Raw genomic sequence first — 21270 nt, forward strand, 5'->3', positions numbered from 1 at the left:
TTACGGCCTTCTCGCGGTGGAATGCTAGGTGGGATGCTCTTGGGAGGCTCGCCGTCGTTCACAGGCCCCCTCCCTCACCATCATTGTCCCTCAGATACTCGTCTTGAGAGCCGTCGGAGCCTTCAAATCCTTCCCCGTTTGGATTGGTTTCGGTAGGTTCTTCGAGGAATACCACGTTGCCTTCAGAGTCAGTGATCCAAATATTGGAAGGCAAGGGCGCATCCTTTTGGATGGATTCCCAAAGCTCGTCTGCTTGCCAGGTAGGAATTACGCGGTTGGGGTCCCAAGGTGCTTCGGTGAGTGGCATGGTCACGAATTGTAAGCCATCACCTGAAAGCCCGGATAGTGAGTACGCGAGACCCATGGACGTGTTTATCCGCGAGAAGTCTGAAGACGTCTTAATGATGTCCAGAGATTCGGACAAGAAGGCATAGAGCTTCGGGAAATCCGTCAGCAAGTTTTGCGATTGGGCGGTGTGGAAGATGCGCCCCATCAGCTCTTGTTGGCGGCCAATGCGCGAAATATCAGATCCGTTTCCAACTTCCTTCCGCGCCCTGGCGTAGGCGAGGGCATCATGTCCGTTGAGTACATGGCATCCGGCGGATATATTGAGTTCCGCAGCTTCGTCATAAAGGTCTTCTTCGAAGCACATTTCTACGCCGCCAAGGGCATTTATGACTCTTTCGAACCCTGCAAAGTCAAACAGTATGAAGCCGTCAATGGGAATGCCGGTTAGCTCTTCCACGGTTCGCCAGGTGCAGCCCACACCGGCGTCGAGGTTTTCTTCGTTGTATTCTGAGCCGATGGACATGGCCCAGTTGATTTGTCCGGTTTGTGGGTAGGTTTCGGTTCCGTCTTTGAGGACGCATGAGGGGATGTCTACGATCGTGTCGCGTGGAATGGATACTAACTGTACACGTGAGCGGTCTTCCGAGATATGCGCGATGATTGTCACGTCTGCTCGCATGGAGACGTCTTCGTTGTCTCCGTAGCGGGAGTTGCCTTCTCCTACGCGAGAGTCAGTTCCAAGCAGGAGGATGTTTACGGGCCGCCCGTCGAAGCTGTCCACGGGGGGACGCTTCTCGTTTCGGGGGGCGAATTGTTCGACTTGTAGTTCGGATTTTGCTACGCGGTTTGATAGGTCGTGGTACAAGAGTCCTGCCGAGGTGCCCACAAAAAGTATTACGGCAAGAAGGGCCGCACCGATGGTTCGCAGGGTGGGCCGTTTGATGCGAAACACTGTGTGTCGCGGTTTTTGCGCTGAACGCGGGCGGCGCCTGGTTGGTTTAGGCACGCTGGTGAGCGTGCGTTTACCTTGGTCGCGCACGAGGTTGCGAACATCGTCCTCTTGGAGGTTTCTGGTTTCGCGCTCTTCCACCTTAGTCCTCGGATTCTGTGGGCTTGTTGGTTGTTTGTTTGCCGTCGCGAACGGTATCCAACGCGATGGTGCGCGCCAGTAGCGTTAGTTTGCGTTCAACGGCGGCGTCTCTCCGGTATGCGGTGACGAGGGTGCTGAAGAACGCGAGTGTTAGCCCGTACAGTAGCAGGTCTGTGCCGCGTCCAACGCCGAGGAATATTGCGATGCGTGATAGGAGTGCGGGAAATAGTGCGGCTATTACCGCGAAGGCTACGAAGATCATCATGGTGAGGCGGCGCATTGCGAGGTGTTGCGCGGATTTTACTGGCTTCATGATGAAGTATGTTGCGGCCAGTAGGATAGCGACGATCAGGAGTTTGATGAACCATTGTGATCCAAGTATTGCTGACATTTGCGCTCCTACTTCATGATTAGTTCGACCAGGATGTTGATCGAGTTCAGTAGTGATTGGCCTTTGGACCGTGAGTAGTCCGTGTAGATGATGTGTACGGGCATTTCGCGCCATTTGAGTTTGGTGTCGAATAGTTGGTACACGATTTCGGAGGCGTGGGCCATCCGGTTTTGTGTGATTTCGATTTGTTCGAGGGCATCGCGGCGGATTACTCGTAGGCCGTTGTGAGCGTCGGTGAGTCTTTCGCCGGTGCGCATATGGGTGACGAACGCTGCGGTTTTGAGGACGAGTTTTTTGAATGTGCCCGTTTCAGCTTTGCCTTCGAGGAAGCGTGATCCGAATACGAAGCTGAGGTCTTCGCGTTCTGCTGCGTCAAGCATGGCGAGCGCATCTTCGATGCGGTGTTGCCCGTCAGCGTCGTAGGTGACAACGTATTTGGCGTCTGTGTTTTCAAGCACGTAGTTGAATCCTGTTTGAAGGGCTGCGCCTTGGCCGAGGTTGATGGGGTGTACGGCAACTTTGACGCCGGCGGCGAGGGCTTCTGCGATGGAGTTGTCGCTAGAGCCGTCGTCTACGCAGATGATGTTTGGGAAGGTTTTGCGTACTTCGGTGAGTACTTCACGCACGACTTGGCCTTCGTTGTATAGGGGAACAACGAGCCATGTTTTGTCTGTCAGTTGCATGTATGCCTGTGATTCTTTGAGTTTACGTGTCTAAACGTTAACCACTTTACAATCTTTAAGTGTAAAAACGCTGATTCACCGCCGCTATTCACTGTGATTATGAGCGTAGAATAAGTTTGACTGTAACTGAACGGAGGATTTATGCCGAGAATTGTCGATAGTGCAGACGTTTCAGCTGAAGCGAAGATTGGGGAGGGAACTTCTATCTGGCACCTCGCGCAGGTTCGCGAAAATGCTGAGATTGGAAAGAACTGCATTGTTGGCCGCGGCGCTTATATCGGCGAGGGCGTGAAAATGGGGGATAACTGCAAGGTGCAGAATTATGCCCTGGTTTATGAGCCTGCTGAGCTTGCTGATGGCGTTTTTGTTGGCCCGGCTGCTGTCCTTACTAATGACTTGTTCCCGCGTGCGATTAATGCTGATGGCTCGTTAAAGAGCGCGTCTGATTGGGATCACGTGGGCGTGACGCTAAAGCGTGGTGCTTCTGTTGGTGCTCGCGCGGTGTGTGTGGCTCCTGTGACGGTTGGCGAGTGGGCCACGGTTGCGGCGGGCTCGGTTGTCACAAAGGATGTGCCAGATTTTGCGTTGGTTGCCGGGGTTCCGGCCCGCCGGATTGGTTGGGTTGGGCAAAGTGGTGTGAGGCTACAACCGGTTGAAGGTAGTGAAAAACGTTTCCAGTGCCCTAAGACGGGGCAAATTTTTGAACAGATTAGCGATAGTGAGCTAAGAGAGGTTAGCGAGTAATGACCCGAGAGATGATTCCCGCTGCGAAGCCGTTGATTGGTGAGGAAGAAGTTGCTGCTGTTACTGCGGTTCTCCGCTCCGGCATGGTTGCGCAGGGCCCGCAGGTAGCTGCGTTTGAAGAGGAATTCACGCAGCAGATGACGCCGGGGGCTGAATCTATTGCTGTGAACTCCGGTACTTCTGCCCTCCATGTTGGCCTGTTGGCTTCTGGTATTGGCGCGGGTGATGAGGTTATTGTGCCGTCGTTTACGTTTGCCGCTACGGGTAATTCCGTTGCGATTGCGGGGGCGACACCGGTGTTTGCTGATATTGATCTGGAACACTTCTGCTTGGATCCTAAGTCCGTGGAGACTTCGATCACGGAGCGTACTAAGGCGATTATGCCGGTTCACCTTTACGGTCATCCGGCTCCCATGAATGACCTGAAGAAGATTGCGGACAAGCATGGGCTCATGTTGTTTGAGGATGCGGCGCAGGCGCATGGCGCTTCGCTGGATGGCAAGATGGTTGGCACGTTTGGCACGTTCGCGGCGTTCTCGTTCTACCCCACCAAGAATATGACGGCCGGTGAGGGCGGCATGATCACCACTTCGGATCCGGAGGTGGCTCGTAATTGTCGTTTGCTTCGTAATCAGGGTATGGAGCAGCGCTACGCGAATGAGTTGGTTGGTTTGAACAACCGTATGACTGATATTCACGCCGCGATTGGTCGTGAGCAGTTGAAGAAGGTTGGCGCGTGGACGGCGAAGCGCCAGGAGAACGCTAAGTTCCTTTCAGAGAATCTTGAGGGCGTTGTTGTTCCGGCTGTTGCTGAGGGCGCAGTGCATGTCTATCACCAGTACACGATCCGTGTGGTTGATACTGATCGTGATCGTTTCATGCAGGCGTTGCGTGAGGAGTACCAGGTTGGGTCGGGCGTTTACTACCCGATTCCGAACCACCGTTTGCCCTCCCTCGCTCCTTACGCTCCGGGTCTTGATCTGCCGGTAACTGAGGAGGCCGCGAAGACCGTGGTTTCACTTCCAGTTCACCCGTCGCTCTCGCAGGCTGACTTGGATCGCATTGTCGAGGCCGTGAATGCTCTTGCTAAGGCTGGTGCTTAATGTCTGATATTCGAGTTGGTGTTCTTGGCATTGGCTCCATGGGCCGCCACCACGTGCGTAATGCGCGGGAGACGGAGGGCTTTGAGCTAGTTGCGCTTGCGGATCCGGGCGGTGACCGCTTTGATGTGGCTCGCGGCATGGAGGTTCTGCCGGGCGTTGAGCAGATGCTCGAGGTCGGTATTGATGCGGCTGTTGTGGCTGTGCCTACCGCCTACCATTTCGAGGCTGTGATGAAGCTGGCTGAGGCCGGCGTACACACGCTGGTTGAGAAGCCTTTGGCGTCCACCCTTGAGGAGGGTGAGGCGATGGTGAAGGCATTTGACGAGGCTGGTGTGGTTGGCGCGGTTGGCTACGTGGAGCGTTGCAACCCGGCGTTGTTGGAGATGAGGCGTCTGGTTTCGGAGGGGTACCTCGGAGACGTTTACCAGGTTGTGACTCGTCGTCAGTCGCCGTTCCCGGCTCGCATTTCGGATGTGGGCGTGGTGAAGGATTTGGCAACGCATGACGTGGATTTGGCAGCGTGGGTTGCGGGTTCTGAGTATGAGTCGATTTACGCTCAGACGGCTTACCGTTCGGGCCGTGAGTTTGAGGACATGGTGTCCGCCACTGGCCGTTTTAAGAATGGTGTGTTGGTGAGTCACTTGGTGAACTGGCTAACTCCTTTCAAGGATCGCATCACGATCGTTACGGGTGAGCGTGGCGCTCTTGTGGCTGATACTGCGATGTCGGATTTGACGTTCTATGAGAATGGTCGTTTCCCGGTTGAGTGGGATCAGATCGCGGCTTTCCGCGGTGTTTCTGAGGGTGAGGTTACCCGTTTTGCCCTGGTTAAGCGCGAGCCGCTCCGCGTTGAGCATGAGCATTTCCGTGATGCCATTCTTGGTACGGGCACGGAGCACGTGACGATGCGTGAGGGCCTGCAGACGATGAAGGTAATCCAGGCGATGCTGGATTCAGCTGCGTCTGGTGAGGCTGTGAATCTGTAGTTCATTGATTTGGTGCAGGGGTGGTTCTGCTTCGACTTGGAGTGGGGCTGCCCCTGCCCTTATCTTTGAGTTTTGTTAGGGGGAGTTGTTGTTCGACCGGACTATTGCGTATGTGAAGAGTGTCGCGGCTTCTTCTCCGTTCCTTCGCCACGTCTTGACGCTTGTGACAGGTACGGCGCTTGCCCAGGTGATTGTCTTCTTCATGATGATGATCATTACCCGGCTTTATGGGCGTGAAACTATTGGCGAGTTGGGCACTTTCAATTCGATAGTTGCCATTGCAGTTGCGATTGCTGCCGGGCGCTATGACATGGCGTTAATGCTTGAGAAGGATGATCGTGACGCGAAAGTAGTTGCCATGCTGGCGCTGCGTCTGATCGCGATCAACTCTCTAGTAATAACGGTTTTGGCGTTTCCTCTGCGCGATGTGGTGGCCGATATTTATTCTGAATCGGTTGCAAATTGGATGCCGCTGGCCGGCCTGACCACATTTTTTATGGCGGGGGCAACTCTGTTTCAGTATTGGTATAACCGGAAAACTGATTACAAGACCATTGCGAAAAACCGTGTGGTGCAACAGGTTGGAACCAGTAGCGGTCAGGTGGTTTTTGGATGGGCAGGAGTTCATACTCTTCCCGGTCTGGTGGGTGGCCAGATTGTAGGGCAGGCATATGCCTTCTTTAACCTTGGGATCCGAGCTAAGGATCTGCGCACGCTAGATGTATCCGGGGCTCGCCCCATGCGTCAGCTTGCCCGCAAACATTGGAAGATGCCTGTACTGAATGGCCCGAATGTGCTGATTGATGCGGTGAGAATCAATGGTATTAATCTGCTTATTGGCAGAGTCTCCATTGGCGATTTTGGCGAGTACAACATCGCAAACCAGGTGGTAAATGTACCTGTAATCCTGATTAATTCGGCTGTTTCACAGGTGTTCTTCCAAAAGCTCTCTACGATCGAGCCGGGCCAAATGTCGCCGGAAGTGAAGAACGTAATCAAACGCGCAATTTTGATTGGAGTTGTTCCATTCGCCCTGCTGTGGCTGATAGCGCCGTGGCTGCTACCAATTTTGTTTGGAGCAGATTTTAGCCAGTCTGGTTATTTTGCACGTGCCCTTATCCCATGGATGGCGATGCTACTCATCACCTCGCCAATTTCGACGATGTTTGTTGTCACCGGCACCCAACATTGGTTGCTCGTTTACGCGATTCTCTACACGATCGCTCCGCTTGGTTGGCTGGTGGCGTCCCCATACCCGTTATTGGAAACGGTTTACGTGTTGGGCCTGATCATGGCTGCTTTCTTGGTGGCAATGATCGTAATGTCTGTTTTCGCAGCGAAGCGTTTTGACAAATCTGTTTCTAGTTAGGGAACGATGTCACCTTCTGGCACCCAATCTCCGTCCAGGAAAAGGTTCGCGTAAACTCCCAGTAGCTCTTTGCCGGATATGAGTTGCCGTGCCAGCTGGGACTTACTTAGGTTACCTGCCAGAGCCTGAAAAGCCATCGGGTGATTAAGGGAAGCCTTGATTCCGAAGGAGCGATTGATCGCGTGTGTTACTCCCAGCATGTCTGAAACCTTCTTGATCCGGTTTTTGAAGGTCGGGTTGAGTTTTTCTGCAGGTGAAAGGTAGTTGGGGAGTTCAATGCCAGCGATTTCTTGATACTTGTCATTGGTGAACTTAATATATGGTGCTCGATCAATTCCCCAGGTTCGTGCTGGCACTGAGAACCATGAATCATATGCGGGTGTCTCGAGCATGGGCATCGCCCATTGGAAACCGAAGTGCTCGTAGGCGCGCACGGAGTTGTTAATGTATTTGGCTTGTCTTTCTAGGATGTTGTACTGGGCGAGTACGTGAGCTCGCATATTTGGATTAGAGTCTGCCCAATATGTGTCTAAGAATTGTTCCAGTTTTTCAAGGGCGTACCTATTTCGGAGCGCGAAATTTGGGTTGCCTTGCAAAATGAAATGGTGATGGCTGATGATGCGTGCCATCTCGTGATGCCTGATAGGGACTTCGGGAGCGAAAGACCATGAGTCGTGTTCGTTGCCAACTACTGTGTGGCCGGGCGATATTACGGCCCGCTCGTCTACGTCCTGATCCTCCGATAATTCTTGTAGCGCGAACCAGTCTTGGATATGGGGCAGTGCATTGGCGCTCCAGGTATCTTGCAAGAACTTGGTCGTATCGTGACGGTACCAACGATCATGAACGGCGGTGGGGTCGAGTTGGATGTATTTCCAGTCAAATCCCAAACCATTCGCAACGCTTTGTGAAATGCCTCCTTCTTCGGATTTGCCTACCCCGTAAGTGAACGTCAAGACGTTCTTCGCGTCGACTTCTCGTAAAAGTGTCAGGATAAGACGCGAGTCGGCTCCTCCCGATAGGGGGATGAGGATTTGATGGCCGTTGCTGTTTACGACCATATTGTTAGTTAGTTCAAGTAGTGTTTCGTAAAATGACTGCAAATGCGCTTCGGTAGGGACGTCAAGCAGTTCATGTTTGAAAGCACCGGTATGAGATGAAGTTGAAGTTGTGGCGTCTGCATCGAATGTGACAGCGCTTCCCGCAGGAACGGTAGAAACGCCGTCTACTAGAGTGTCAGTACCTGTGACATATCCGAGGTGCCGAAACTCTTCTGCCGCTGAGTGGTTCCTGGTAGGGGCAGCTAACTTGGCGAGGAGCTCGTTGGGGGTAGAGGATAAAACCAGCTCGCCGTCTACTCGCGTATAGAGAAGTGGGTAGGAGCGAGGCCCATCTGTGCAAGCGAACACCTGGTTCCCTTGTTGAATAATCGCGCCCCAATTGCCGGGCTGTAATCTTGCCCAGTCAGTTACGGACGTGGTTGCAGTGTCCACGGGCGGGATGCCTAAAGAGTTACGCCACCAAACGTGCCCAATTGATAGCTGGTGTTTTGTCCACTTTTCTTCATCCGCAATAATCATCAGGTTTGCTCCATCATCGTCTTCGTTCTCATTTTAGTGAGCTGAGCTGACAAGTGGGAATATTCAGCGCGTGGTGCTGTGCACTATAGACTGGCTCTAGATTTTATGCTTGTGTACGCATTAGGGAAGGTGTAGAACGTGCCCAGAATGATCTTTCATGCTGCGTTTAGTCTGAATTCGCGAGCGGCTGCTGCCTCTGCATTACGTCCGGTGCGAATGTATGAGGCATTTGAAGCGCTTGGCTATGAGGTGTTTGACCTAACCGGTAGTAGCGCGCAAAGAAGACAAAAGTTTAACAAGCTTAAAGCGATGATAAGAGCAGGAGAGCAGTTTGAATTTGCTTATTCTGAGTCGGCGACTATTCCGGCAATGATCGGGGATGCTTCACATTTTCCGCATATGTTTTTAGACGCTGAGATTTTTGCTTTCTTACGCAAGAATGAAGTCCCGGTATCAGTCTTTTATAGGGATTTGTACTGGGTTTATGACGAATATATTGAGAGGGTTGGCAGACCACTCGGTGTCGCGATGCGGATCTTGTACAAGTACGAGTTGGCGATGTATAGGCGTTTCGCAAACGTCATTTTTGTGCCTTCGCTAGAAATGGCCGCCGAGATCGCACAGCTGCGTATTCCGAAGGTTAAGGCACTTCCGCCAGGCGGTGAAATAGTGGATTCGCCTGTGCCACCGTCCCCGCTTCGATTGTTTTACGTAGGCGGTATTGGAGCTCACTACAAGTTACACGAGTTAGTGAAAGCTGTTAGCTCGTTGCCAAACATTGAACTGACGGTTTGTACGGGCAAGGATCTTTGGGAAGGCGTCAAGGATGAATATGACATCTCGGTCTCAAACGTTCGTGTAGTTCACGCCAGCGGTAAACAATTGGATGAGTATTACGATTGGGCAAATGTTGCGGCCATAGCTGTTGATCCAAGCCACTATTGGTCATTTGCTGTCCCGGTTAAGCTGTTTGAATACGTTGGCCGAGGCAAACCTATCATTGCAACGGATGGAACACTGACTTCGCGCATCGTTAAGGAGAATGATTGGGGATGGGTTGTCCCAAACGATAGTGAACAGATTATAGAGTTGCTGAAACGCTTGGAATTAAACCCAGATGAGATTTCTAGAAAGGCCGAACAGGTGCAATGTGATCGACATGGGCACAGTTGGGAAGCGCGTGCCGCTGAGGTGAAGAGATTGCTAGTAGAGGATTAGACCATGCACGTATTATGGACTCCTTCCTGGTATCCGACGCCAGAGTTTCCGTTCAACGGCACATTCTTCAAAGATCAGGTAGCGATTCTGCGTGGAGCTGGACATGAAGTCGGAGTTTGTGCTTTGTCTGCGAAAAGCTTTTGGCAGTGGCGACCTTCGAAGACGGTAGTCAACGGGGCTGACCGTTTGGTTGCAAACTCCTTTCCGATGATTCCTAAGGGAATCATTCGCGGGGATAGGGCAATAATTGAGGCTTATGCTCGCCACTTCGGGCAAACCTATGTCAAGCGGTGGGGAACGCCAGACATCATTCACGCGCACTCTGTGTTTCCAGGTATTCTTGTCGCTCGACACTTAGCGAGCGTCTGGAACATTCCTTACGGTCTTACAGAACACAGACCGTCAACACTAGAAGCATCTGAAACCACAGCGCGGTTTGCTCAGATTTATCAGGCTGTCAGGTCTGCTGATTTTAGACTCTCAGTTTCGCAAGAGTTTTCAAAAGAACTTAGAAGAAAGTACGACGTAGATTTCGGCGTAGTTAGCCTTCCTGTTCCCGATGCTTTTTTTGAAATGCCCTTGGTGAGCAACGAGAGTGAAATAGTTCGATTTGTTCATATTTCGCATTTAGACGACAATAAGCGGGTTGAGCAAACTATTGAGGCGTTCGGAAAAACTCACGCTGAGTTTCCAAACACGAGCTTAGACATTATCGGGGGCACGCCGGATAGGATCATGGAGCTCGCAGAGTTTGCTAGGGGACGCAGGCTAATTGATGCCGTGCACTTTTTGGGCCAGGTCGATCGTGAAACGCTCCCCACTGTCCTTGCGGGATATGACACTCTCGTCCTTGCGTCTAGTAAAGAGGCGGGAGGCACGGTGTTTGCCGAATCGCAGAGCCTCGGAATTCCAATCATTGCTACAGCGACGTTTGGTGGATTGCATATGACGCGGCCAAATACGGGCATAGTAGTTCCTGTTGATGATTTTGACGCACTCGCAGAAGCGATGAAGATGGTGGCAAGTAACCCAGGTATTTGGGAGCCGACGGTGATCCGTGAGATTGCGCGAGATAGATTCTCTTCAGCTACTTTTGTGAAAAAGCATGAAGATATCTACAGGTCTGCGATAGCCAGATTCTCAGATGAATGAGGGGAAACAATGCTACTTACCGGAATGATCGTTAGTCGGATCTTCTCTCCAGAAGCATCTGCTGCATCGCTTCGCCTAGATGCTGTAAGGGAAGCTCTCTTGCGGGGTGGGGTTGACATTAGTGTTTTGACTACAAATCCTCCCCCTGGGATTGAAGTGAAGTCGGATCGGAAGGTGGTTCGCGTTCCGGTTTTACGTGATTCAGAGGGGTATATCAAAGGATATGCATCTTATGCATCATTTGACCTTCAAGCCTTTGTTCGTGTACTTACCTCGCCCCGAGTGGATTTTCTACTTGTTGAGCCTCCTCCGACAACAGGGGCAGTTATGCGTGTCGCTAGTACAATCCGAAGAATTCCATACTTTTGGTATGCAGCGGACGTGTGGTCCGATGCTACCGATGGAATGGACGTTCCTAACGTCGTGAAAAAAGTGGTACGAGGATTAGAAAAATTCGCGATCAGAGGTGCTGATGGTTGCATCGCGGTGTCGGACGGTGTTGCTCAACGTGTAATTGACATGGGGGCGCGGTCAGTAGAAGTGGTTCCTAACGGGGCAGATACTAAGATCTTTAACCCATATGTAGAACCTCTCTATGCGGACGAACTTGAAGCTATGGGCGTGCGAGAGCCTTTCTTTATTTACGCTGGGACTGCTTCGCAATGGCAAGGCGCTGACCTTTTTGCTAAGGCCTTTGAACGGTTATGGGATACGTATGAGGGCGACGCTCAGCTCCTGTACCTCACGCGAGGTGATTCGATACCAGCGCTAAAACAAATCGCTGAACGTTTGGAGCGTGTCGCGCGTGATCGAGGCAAGGATTACTCTCCGCTGCTTGTTCACTCAACTGTTTCTGCTTCTTTGGCAGCTCGTTGGCAAAGACAGGCACTTGCAAGTTGTGTTTCGATCCAACCTGGGATTGGGTATGACTTCGCTTATCCAACGAAAGTGCTTACCTCATTGTCATGTGGCACGCCTGTTATTTATGCAGGAGCTGGGCCCGCTAATGATGACATTCTTGATTATAACTTGGGGCGGAGTGTCCCTTATGATGAAAAGTCGGTTGCAAAGGCTATGGAAGAGCTGCTGAGTCAGTACAGCAACGCAGATGAGGACCTTTGGGATAAGGAAGCATTACACCAGTGGGTCAAAGACAACAGGTCTATGGAATCCACGGGGCTCCAAGTTGCACAATACATCTTTGACAGGTTAAAGAAAAAAGATAGTAGATTGATCGGATGAGTACATGGAATCGATAATCGGTTGGGCACATGTAATGCCGCTGGCATTGTCGATAATCGCAATCTTTTTTATCCCGGGACTACTGATAACTTCGATTTTGTTTGCCAGCAACCCGGTAGGGATACGATTCGCGCAGGCACCTGCTTGGTCTGCCGGAATCGTAGCAACTTGGACTGTTCTAGCACATGTGCTTGCGATTCCTTGGGGGCTGGTACCCTTTATTGGGTACACGATCGTGCTCGGGATTCTTGCTTTTTTTGTTAGCCGGACGAGTTGGGTCAGATTCGTCGCTAATACCATGCCCAGACGCGAAAAGATGGCGAAGACCTCTCTTATCCGGGTCTTCCTCACCATTTTCGTGTGGTTCATAGTTGTCGTTCCTATCTTGATTAGTTCGAATCCGCTTGATCCTATCCAAGGCGGTGATGTGAGCTACCACTACAATCAGCTTTGGCTCATGGAACAGACCGCAGATGCATATCCGCTAACAGCAAATGCGACTATGGCGGGGCTTAACCCAGCTGGCTGGTATTATCCAAACACTTGGCACGCATTGCTGAGTCTTGTCACAGCGGGCCCGAGTGAAGCGTACATTGCTGTGAACACCTTGTTGCTGATCACTCCGCTCATATGGTTAATCGGGGCTGGGGTATGGAGTGTGGCTGTAGGCGGAAAACGTGAGCTCTATGAGTGGAGCTTTTTAGGGTCTGCATTAGTACCTGTAGCTTTGTTGAGGTTACAGTTCTCAACAACACTTTGGCCGTTTGTACTCGGTATGGTAGTGCTTCCAGGAATCATGGCAGTTTGGTATTACGCGATCCGCCACATCCGTCGAGAATCCGATCCTTTGACTATATTAAAAAGCCTATTCATCTTGGGAATCGTAACGGCACTCCCAGTGATTGGATTAGTAGGGATCCATCCATCTACTCTCTTGCCGCCCCTTTTCGCATTCTTTGTATATCTAGTCTTCGAATTGATTCGAGTTGGAGCCAAGCTTTATAAGCAGAACAGGTTTAGTACGGCAGTTAAATATTTTGCGACAGCGCTTTCTTTGCTTGCTGTGGCAGTGTTCGTCATAGAGGGGCCGACATTAGCAAGGCGGGTGCTATTCCATCGTCTACCGCAGGTAGGCTGGGATAATGCGCCGCAGAAACTGTTCGCTAGTGTGTCCTTGTTTATGCCGCGCGGAGGAATAATCACACTCGCCTTTTATGGTTTTGTGTTTCTAGCTGTGGTTGCCGCGCTGGTCGTTTCTGTCAAACAGCGGCGATGGGTCGTCGTTTCCGGATGGTTGTCGCAGTGGATATTAATCCTTGCAAGTTTCTTTCCGATTCCAGTGGTCGGGAGAATCACCAGCTTGTATTACAACAATCCTGACCGCCCCAAAATGGCAATCGCTATCTTTGTTGTCCCGCTAATAGCGATTTTGGCGAATACCATATGGACGTGGGTTTCAGCTCGCCTGAGTGCGTTGAGGTCTTGGCATGAATGGGTTGCGGTCTTGACCGCTACAACTCTTGCATACGCTTGGATCTCTCCTGGAACCATTCTTGACATTTCTCGCTCTTTCCATCCACAAAAGGACGATGTTAGGTTTCTGGCCGACAAGGACGAGTTGGCGATGATCAAGAGAACCCAAGAAACACTTCCTGCTGAGGCGTATGTGCTCGGAGATCCGGCCTCAGGCACAACCCTCATTCAGACAATGTCGAACATTCACGTGGTTTGGCCATATCCCAACCAGCCTCTGAATGAAGACGATGCCATGCTCTTAAAACACTTCAACCAGATCGACTACAACGCGCAGATCTGCGACATTCTAGAGGAACATGGTATTGAATACTATTATTCTGATGCTCCAACCTACTACAACGGGGGTTTCACAAATGTCATGAGACCTGGATTGTACGATGTTGCAGTTGACAAGGGATTCGAAATCGTGGATTCAGGGGGGAGCGCTACTTTATATAAAATAACGATCTGCAAATCCCCCGAGTTGCGGCCCACTACAAATCTAATGCAACGTACAGCCACTACATGCGTTGTAGATTCTGGTGCAACTGCGTGCCTCGAATAGTCTAAAAATTGCTCGCCACTTGTGCTAGCAGACGTCACAGGATACTGGTGTATATGTCTTCTAAGTATTTAACACAAATCTGCGGATGGTGACGTTCCAACACCCACTGGCGAGTTGTTCTAGGGTTTTCTTCAGCCAGCAAACGCATAGTCTCATCTGCAATTAAGTTAGGATCTCGTGCCAGTCCTACTTCGTTGCCTGTGGTGACCGTACTAGCCGGAGGGTTTTCGATACTGGCTGCACAAATTAACGGTCTGTTTAGCGCCAATGTCTGATAATCCGTCATTGAAAGTACCGGGAACTTGAGCTGACCAACCACAACTCCAGCTGAGGCCAAGACGCGGGCGAATTCCGATCGGCTCATCAGTGGGTACAGCTCAACACCTGCCGCCCTGGCAAGATGCTTATGAGTGCCCCAATCAAGCCCGGTAACACGTATTCCGCGAGAAACCAGGATGTGCGCTAGGGGGATTAATACATCAAGGCCTTTGGATTCATCCCAGCGAGAGGAAAAGAACACGTTTGCGTTTGGTTCGGTGGCTTGGTGGAGTTCTAGGAACTCATGGGGTAATGGATTCGGTGACCAGATGGCATCGGGCCGCACCATTTTAATGTGGTCGTACAGGTCAGTCGTTGAATATAGGACTACGTCCGCTCTCTTTAATGATCGTGTGATCACTTCACGCAGTCCGGGCTTGTGCCAGTCCAGGCGAATGTCTGAGCCATGCACGTGTAGTACAAAAGGTTTGCTGCTCCAACCGTAGTATCCGTTAGTTGCGTAATGAACGTGAACAATATCTGCTTGAGCTTTTATCCTTGGCCAGTTCAAAAGGTCGTCAAACCTTCGCTTCAGAACAGTTGACATTTTTCCACTGCCAGAAGGTATTTCTTTTAATGCCCAAGGCAAGCTTTCGAGTTGGGCTTCAGCAACGAGCGTTTCAGGGACACCGGCGATCTTATTGACATGCAAAACACGGGTTTGCGACGAATACACTCAAAACCTCATTACGGTCAACAATGGATGCTCTACCAGATCACTAAGTCTAACCTTGTTCGAGGCAAATAGTTTTCATTTCAACAAAGCAACTCCTGTTGACACACCCCTTGGAGGGTGAGCTGATAACTCCTTAGACAATGGCCTGGATGACAACAACAATGGCTCCTGATATATCAAACCCACTTAACCCAGTGACGGAGCGATGTTATTTAGGTGGAGAGCACAACGGCTGAATGAGTGAGTTGGTGGAATGAATCCAGGCTCCAACAAACGAGACGTACAAACGGGAACATGTCGAGTACGCGCGTCTAAAACTCATTCAGTAGATTGTGTTCTTTCACTGATGATGTACCTAGGGCGACGTTTAGTCTCAAGATATATTTTCCCAACATACTCGCCGATCACGCCTAGTGATAAGAGCTGGACTCCACCCATGAATGCGACGATTGAGACTGTGCTGGCCCAGCCAGGAACTGTACTTCCCCAAAGCTGTGTGCCGATGCTCCACAACATGAGTACGAATGCAGACAGCGCAAACAATGCCCCCAAGCCACTAATCATGCGTATTGGTTTGACACTTAGGCTAGTGATACCGTCAACTGCCAGGTGAATCATTTTTCCAAGGGGGTAATGGCTTTCCCCTGCCATACGCTTTGCTCGTGAATAGTAGACACTGGTGCTATTGAACCCAACGAGGGGAACCAATCCGCGCAAGAATAGGTTTACCTCTTCAAAATGAGCGAACTCTTTCAATACTTTCGATGACATTAGCCGGTAGTCTGCATGATTGTGGTGTGCTTCGACCCCCATGGCATTAAGAAATTTGTAGAAGCGTTCGGCAGTAAAACGTTTGAAGAAAGAATCGCTTTGGCGATCGTTGCGAATCCCGTAGACCACGTCAAAACCATCGTGGAACGCCTGCATCATTTCGATCATTGCGTTTGGATCATCTTGTCCATCCGCGTCGATCGAAATCGTCACGTCAAACGTTTCGCTACATTCCATCAGACCAGCGAGGACAGTGCTCTGATGGCCTCGGTTGCGGCTTTGACGAAGTCCCATGATCTGTCTATTGTTCTTCGCCAGATCAACAATAATCTGCCAAGTTGTATCTTGGGACCCATCGTCCACCAACACAATTGCTGAATTCTGTGCAACTAGCTGTTCCCGTACTAGTTCGTTCAGCACATCCAAAAAGATTGGTATCGTGATGGGAAGTACAGATTCCTCGTTGTAACAAGGCACGACGATCGCTAAGCGTGGAAGCGAGATCATTGGGTGACTCCAAGGCTCGACACTACTGTCCCAGCCATTCTAGGACACTGCGGGTACTGGCATAATCGTGGTTACCATAACCTGCAAATGCTTTCGGATATGGTATCTGTGGATCCTGGGCAGGACAACGAGCCTGACTGCAGGCAATATCTTGTTTCGTCAGGTCTTCCAGTCCGGGCTTTGAATTTGCTTCGAATGCGATCGTAGTGTTGATGATCGCAAGCATTGATAAAACCAGTAAAGCAGTTGGTATTGCAGCGCTTGTCAAAAACTGTTTGACGTTCATTTTGTTGAATGAGCTGGTAGTAGCGGCGTGTACGCCAAGGTGCATTGTCCAAAGCTGAAAACCCATTAGGAAGATGATTGGAAAGTTCAGAACTCTGACTGCACTGAGACCTGCAGCAGCTGGAATAGCCAGGCTACCTCCGGCCGCGATGAGTAAAACAGATCCGAAACGAACAGCGTTCGAATTCGAAATCAGAGGGGTAATCAGCCAGGTAATAACCATTACTATGCAGGCAAGGCCGTTTAACGTGTGGGAGGAGAATGGGCTTTCTATCCCTAGTTGGCGAATCCCTGTCAGCCAAACGGTTGTGCTGATTCCAAGTACTACTATCAGGATCCAACTCGAAACGGTTTGTCGAGATTGGCAGATATAAGCCACTAGGTACGCTACTACGAGTGCAGATGTTAGGAGCCCCATGATGCTGTAATAGGCTCCAAAAGTATAAAAGGTGATTAAGATCTTGTGCGGTACAGATGTGACAACCTCGGGTTGCGCAGCTGCAACACGAGTTAACTTTGCGTGTAATCCCGGCGAGAGGAACATCTCTACAACGCCAGCAAGGACAATAAGCGAGCTAATTAACCTGTGTTGCAAAGGCCGTCGCTGTGGGTCAGCCACGACAAGGAGAATTACTAAAACGAGGAGAATAATCGCTGCCTGTTCGTGCATTGTTGCGGTAATCGAACCAATTATTGAGGCAAGATACAGGGTTGATGTTTTGTTACTCACCATCGCCATGGTGAGCACGGCAAAGATAAGTGCGCCAGGTACGAAATAGTTGGCGACCGCAGCTGAATAAAATGTCAAATTAACTAGTGGCGTGAGGCCCGCGGCAGAGTATGAAAAGAGAAGTGTCAGCAATGAGACAGGGACCGCGATCGCGGGTGGAGTGGGCGCTAATCCAAAATATTTGGACAGCCTGTATAAACACCATGTTATGATTCCCGCGCTGAGGGTAGCTAGAATGCTTGCAAGCCAGCGACCAACACCATCGCCCAAAAGGTAGATCGCGCCGGATATCCAGTCTGCTGTACGACCTGTATGCTCCCACCACAACCAATAGAAAAAATCGCTCCACTGCGCCCAAGTTCCCTGGCCAATGTCGAAGGTGCCTGCAGCTGTTGAGAAGAATAGCTCATCGCCATTTCCTAAGGAAAGGGACCACAGATAGCGCAAGAATAAAGCAATCGGAATCGTGGAAATCACCAATGCTTTCAGCAAGCCTCTTTCAGAAGTAGCAAAGGGATTCATGCGAAAGTCCTTGACGGGGTTCATAACCGTCTGATTTCTAGGGTGCTTCGATGCAGGCGTTAATATCATTTGAAAACTTTCAATAATTGCTATCTCAGTAGTCCGGGCTGAAACTCGCTCAAAGCTCGTTCAAAGAACTCTCTAGCACTTCGTGAATAGAGACTTGTAACGTGGTTGCTATCGCGCCATACAAGCACATTACCGATTACCGGAGGAATTGTGTCATCAACGGTGAGAATGGCGGCCGTATTAACGTAGTAGCTATTAGTTGGATGCTCGGCATGATGTGCATCATCAAATTTGTTTGAGTATCCATAGTCATCCCGATTCAATGTGCACTGTGTATAGGTTTCGGGATTTTTGATGTCAGCGCGTTGCTGGAGACATTCGGTTGGTTTTTCATATAACACAGGGTTGTCACGTAGCAGCAGAAGCGGAATTCCTTCTAGCTGCTCCCACGCTGCTTGTTGACTTGCGTTTACGGCTTCTGGTTGCCCGAATTGCATTGTTGTCCCAAGCGTGATGACGAGGTCTGGTCGAATTTCGTCACGAATGTAGGACACAGCCTCATCATTCCATCTCATGCAGTATCCGCTGATATTTAAATCGGGTTCATGAATGTCTTGGTCTAACCCAAGTTGGCACTCGCTACGTTCAACGAGTATTAAGTCCCAATCATAATCGCTTGCCATGCCTTCAAACGCCGGCCACCACTGTCCAATGTGGGAACCCCCGGTTAGAACAACAGTTCTTTCTGCGGTATCAGAGCCGAATTCGCAGGTTGTTGGAAACGTCCGTTCGGAGCTAGCAGAGGGAACACACGTGCTCCATTCATCCGAATTACCTGGGGCGAAATGGTACACGTCAGGTATTTCAACTAAAGCAATGTCAGTATCTGGTAGCGGCGTTGTTGGTGATGCGTCAATTCCGCTTGTCAAAGCCATTGCTCCGGGGAATTGCGTCACTGTATACGAGGCGTTGTGGAATGAAGATTTGCGGTGATCTAGTTCCGTTTGGCTCGTCTGTGCTTTCCAATGAAACGTTCCTGCGGTGGTGAGCATGATGACTATGGCGAGGAGGACTGCGATGTTGTTGTTCTTTAGGACGTTCAGGGAGGCCACTCGGTCTTCGAATAGTTTCTTGCCCATTGTTCCCAGGGCAATGCTTACTGTGAACACGGCTAGGGCATCCAGAGCACCGAGTTTTTGCTTGGCGAAGTAGTTCAGGTAGAAGATGAGTACCGGCCAGTGCCAGAGGTAGAGCGAGTAGGAAATATCTGCCAAGAACTTGATTTGAGGGATTTTGACAAGGTTGTCCGCACCCCACCTTGTGTAGCTTTTTCCGCCCGTGAGGAACAGTAAAAGGCCACCTACTGGTAGGAGTGCTTGTGGGCCGGGGAATACGGATGCGCCGTCAAAGAAAAACCCGGTGGAAAGCAACATGAGTAAGCCAATCCAGGTCATGAATGCCCTTGTCGCGGCGTTAAATTTGAACTTGGAAATGGTCAGGCCAAGAATGCCGGGGAGCGTGAGCTCCCACAACCTCGAGATGGAAGAGAAATAGTTTGCTGGCTGGTTAACTCCTTGGTTCCACCACGCATAGAGGAACGAAGCAACCGTGATTAAGGACAGGAAAACCATCAATGCTTGGCGTGGATTTCGTCCGTGTTTTACCAGCGGGACTGTTAGAAGCATGAACACGAATGGCATCAAAATATGGAACTGCACCTGAATGGAGGTAGACCATAAGTGTTGTAGCGCTGAAGTTGCAGGGCCAGCCGCGTCGTAGGTGAGTTGTGACCTTACTAGTTCAATGTTCTCAGCGAACAGGGCAGATGCTCGTAGCTCGATGAACATCTGTGGTTGGAAAGCTTGTGGAAGAACGAAAGATCCTACAACCGCGATGAAAATCAGTACTGGAACTAGGGGTATCAACAGTCGCCTCGCTAGTCCCCCGAAACGAGACGTTAACGGAATGAACCCGCCTCCTGCGATCGCGCGCCTGTATAGCGAGGGGATGGCTAAGAATCCGGTTATTGCAAGAAATATGTCGATGCCGCCAGAGACACGACCGTTACCAAAAATATGGAAGGTAACAACCAATAAAATGGCGATTCCACGAATGCCGTGGAGCTCATCCCGCCACTTGCGGTTGTCCGAAAAAGATTTCGAGCAATCAATCGCCCTTTTAGACTCAGACTTCGTAGCCGTCGCAAGCACAACAAATCCCATCAAATCTCGAGAATGCTACCCGCGAGTGTAGCGACTACTCGTAAAGAGGCAAATCGATTTCGCGTAACCCACTTCCAAACGGGAGTCGGCGCGGGCACATAGTCAAATGGTGTTTGAATGCCGCAATGCTTTCCTACTTGTTCGCGGTCTGCTCCAACAGCACTTCGACTACGCGCTCGGCTGCGTGGCCATCACCGTACGGGGCGACATCAGTATTGGCCGGGCGTGGACGGGACGCGGCTTCAACTAGCTTCGCGCCAGCATCTACGAGCACATTCCAGCCAACTTCAACAGTTTCTACCCACTCAGTTTGCGGGCGAACCGTTGTGCAAGGCGTGCGTAGCAGGAACGCCTCCTTTTGCAAACCACCCGAATCTGTAATCACACCGCGAGCATGCATCGTCGACGCAACCAAATCCGGGTAGGCGAGGGGAGCGTGAACTTTTAGGTTCCCTCGCGCAATGGTTAAACCGTGTTCCTGAGCCTTTGCTACAAGGCGAGGATGCGCCAGAATAACTACCGGGTGATCCACCTCGCCTAGCGAATCAAGCACTGCCTCCAGCTGTTCTTTCGTATCCGTGTTAGCGGGGCGGTGGATCGTGGCCAATGAATACTCGCCCTCAGCAAAACCAAACTCTTGCATGATTAGGCTCGGCTTGTCCGCAACCTTAGCGCGGGTTTCCATCAGCACATCCGTCATCACGTCGCCCACAACCACGGTGCGGTCAGCTAGCCCCTCATCGGCAAGGTGCTTCGCCCCAACCTCGGTGGGGGCAAGCAGCAGATCCGCGGTATGATCAGTGAGCACGCGGTTAATTTCTTCTGGCATCTGTCGATTAAACGAGCGCAAACCAGCCTCAAGATGGGCAATAGGGAAGTGAAGCTTCACCGCAGATAGCGCAGCGGCAAGAGTGGAATTCGTGTCGCCATACACCAGCACCCAATCGGGCTCATGCGTCAAGATCACTTCATCCATTGCAGCTAGCATCGCGCCGGTCTGCACACCATGCGAACCAGAACCAACCCCAAGATGCTCATCGGGAGCAGGAATGTTCAGCTCCTCAAAGAACACATCCGACAGCATCGGATCGTAATGCTGACCAGTGTGAACAATGACATGCTTCACCCCAGCCCGCTCACAGGCGTGAGCAATCGGGGCTAGTTTCACAAACTGAGGGCGCGCGCCCACCACAGACATGATTTTCATGCCCCAATCTTATACAAGACGCGCACGCATAGGGATTTCACTTGCGCAGCTTATTCGGGCCCCGTGGCCGTGCATCACACGAGTTGTGACGCAACAG

Annotated in this window: 17 protein-coding genes; 8 read left to right on the forward strand and 9 right to left on the reverse strand. The window is 50.9% G+C overall.

What is annotated here, in order from left to right; translation table 11 throughout:
- Positions 1-58 precede the first annotated feature (58 nt).
- Genes HMPREF2891_RS03775 through HMPREF2891_RS03785 form a run of 3 tightly spaced genes read right to left on the reverse strand, consistent with a single transcriptional unit; the run spans position 59 to position 2452 of the window.
- Positions 59-1378, reverse strand: a complete 1320-nt coding sequence (locus HMPREF2891_RS03775) for an LCP family protein (protein ID WP_070663909.1) — start codon at positions 1376-1378, stop codon at positions 59-61.
- A gap of 1 nt (position 1379) precedes the next feature.
- Positions 1380-1769 (reverse strand): DUF2304 domain-containing protein, encoded by a 390-nt coding sequence (locus tag HMPREF2891_RS03780; RefSeq protein ID WP_070663910.1) that lies wholly within the window; start codon positions 1767-1769, stop codon positions 1380-1382.
- 8 nt (positions 1770-1777) lie between these two features.
- Positions 1778-2452, reverse strand: coding sequence for a glycosyltransferase family 2 protein (locus HMPREF2891_RS03785; protein ID WP_070663911.1), 675 nt, complete (start codon positions 2450-2452; stop codon positions 1778-1780).
- Positions 2453-2593: 141 nt separating this feature from the next.
- On the opposite strand from HMPREF2891_RS03785, the gene HMPREF2891_RS03790 reads away from it, so the two are divergent.
- The 4 genes from HMPREF2891_RS03790 to HMPREF2891_RS03805 all read left to right on the forward strand — a co-directional run bounded on the left by HMPREF2891_RS03790 (position 2594) and on the right by HMPREF2891_RS03805 (position 6654).
- Positions 2594-3196: an acyltransferase gene (locus tag HMPREF2891_RS03790; RefSeq protein ID WP_070663912.1), complete on the forward strand. Its 603-nt coding sequence runs from the start codon at positions 2594-2596 to the stop codon at positions 3194-3196.
- The gene (locus HMPREF2891_RS03795) at positions 3196-4299 is read left to right on the forward strand and encodes a DegT/DnrJ/EryC1/StrS family aminotransferase (protein WP_070663913.1); all 1104 of its coding nucleotides are present in this window, start codon (positions 3196-3198) and stop codon (positions 4297-4299) included. Before HMPREF2891_RS03790 ends, HMPREF2891_RS03795 begins: the two co-directional genes overlap by 1 nt.
- Positions 4299-5285, forward strand: a complete 987-nt coding sequence (locus HMPREF2891_RS03800; protein ID WP_070663914.1) for a Gfo/Idh/MocA family protein — start codon at positions 4299-4301, stop codon at positions 5283-5285. The genes HMPREF2891_RS03795 and HMPREF2891_RS03800 overlap by 1 nt, the downstream gene beginning before the upstream one ends.
- 88 nt (positions 5286-5373) lie before the next feature.
- Positions 5374-6654 (forward strand): lipopolysaccharide biosynthesis protein, encoded by a 1281-nt coding sequence (locus HMPREF2891_RS03805; RefSeq protein ID WP_070664244.1) that lies wholly within the window; start codon positions 5374-5376, stop codon positions 6652-6654.
- Here HMPREF2891_RS03805 and HMPREF2891_RS03810 read toward each other — a convergent pair.
- Positions 6651-8234 carry an asparagine synthase-related protein gene (locus tag HMPREF2891_RS03810; protein ID WP_070663915.1) on the reverse strand — a complete coding sequence of 528 codons (1584 nt, stop codon included), beginning with the start codon at positions 8232-8234 and terminating at the stop codon, positions 6651-6653. The genes HMPREF2891_RS03805 and HMPREF2891_RS03810 overlap by 4 nt on opposite strands.
- A gap of 147 nt (positions 8235-8381) precedes the next feature.
- On the opposite strand from HMPREF2891_RS03810, the gene HMPREF2891_RS03815 reads away from it, so the two are divergent.
- The 4 genes from HMPREF2891_RS03815 to HMPREF2891_RS03830 are packed head-to-tail and all read left to right on the forward strand — an operon-like array spanning position 8382 to position 13926.
- Positions 8382-9452: a glycosyltransferase gene (locus tag HMPREF2891_RS03815; RefSeq protein WP_070663916.1), complete on the forward strand. Its 1071-nt coding sequence runs from the start codon at positions 8382-8384 to the stop codon at positions 9450-9452.
- A gap of 3 nt (positions 9453-9455) precedes the next feature.
- A complete protein-coding gene (locus tag HMPREF2891_RS03820) occupies positions 9456-10604 on the forward strand; it encodes a glycosyltransferase (protein WP_070663917.1) in 1149 nt (382 codons plus the stop codon).
- Positions 10605-10613: 9 nt separating this feature from the next.
- Positions 10614-11846, forward strand: coding sequence for a glycosyltransferase (locus tag HMPREF2891_RS03825; RefSeq protein WP_070663918.1), 1233 nt, complete (start codon positions 10614-10616; stop codon positions 11844-11846).
- A gap of 4 nt (positions 11847-11850) precedes the next feature.
- Positions 11851-13926: a DUF6541 family protein gene (locus HMPREF2891_RS03830; RefSeq protein ID WP_070663919.1), complete on the forward strand. Its 2076-nt coding sequence runs from the start codon at positions 11851-11853 to the stop codon at positions 13924-13926.
- A gap of 34 nt (positions 13927-13960) precedes the next feature.
- Here the strand turns inward: HMPREF2891_RS03830 and HMPREF2891_RS03835 are convergent, their stop codons facing one another.
- From HMPREF2891_RS03835 to wecB, 5 genes are all read right to left on the reverse strand, one after another.
- Positions 13961-14920 (reverse strand): glycosyltransferase, encoded by a 960-nt coding sequence (locus tag HMPREF2891_RS03835; RefSeq protein ID WP_148131706.1) that lies wholly within the window; start codon positions 14918-14920, stop codon positions 13961-13963.
- Between the two features lie 318 nt (positions 14921-15238).
- A complete protein-coding gene (locus tag HMPREF2891_RS03840; RefSeq protein WP_070663921.1) occupies positions 15239-16198 on the reverse strand; it encodes a glycosyltransferase family 2 protein in 960 nt (319 codons plus the stop codon).
- A 22-nt stretch (positions 16199-16220) separates the two neighbouring features.
- Positions 16221-17759, reverse strand: coding sequence for a hypothetical protein (locus HMPREF2891_RS03845; protein ID WP_222566257.1), 1539 nt, complete (start codon positions 17757-17759; stop codon positions 16221-16223).
- A gap of 65 nt (positions 17760-17824) precedes the next feature.
- Positions 17825-19954 carry an acyltransferase family protein gene (locus tag HMPREF2891_RS03850; protein ID WP_222566258.1) on the reverse strand — a complete coding sequence of 710 codons (2130 nt, stop codon included), beginning with the start codon at positions 19952-19954 and terminating at the stop codon, positions 17825-17827.
- Positions 19955-20099: 145 nt separating this feature from the next.
- Positions 20100-21173: a non-hydrolyzing UDP-N-acetylglucosamine 2-epimerase gene (gene wecB / locus HMPREF2891_RS03855; protein WP_070663924.1), complete on the reverse strand. Its 1074-nt coding sequence runs from the start codon at positions 21171-21173 to the stop codon at positions 20100-20102.
- Between the last annotated feature and the right edge of the window lie 97 nt (positions 21174-21270).

Source organism: Actinomyces sp. HMSC065F11 (genome assembly GCF_001813085.1).
Lineage (GTDB): Bacteria > Actinomycetota > Actinomycetes > Actinomycetales > Actinomycetaceae > Gleimia > Gleimia europaea.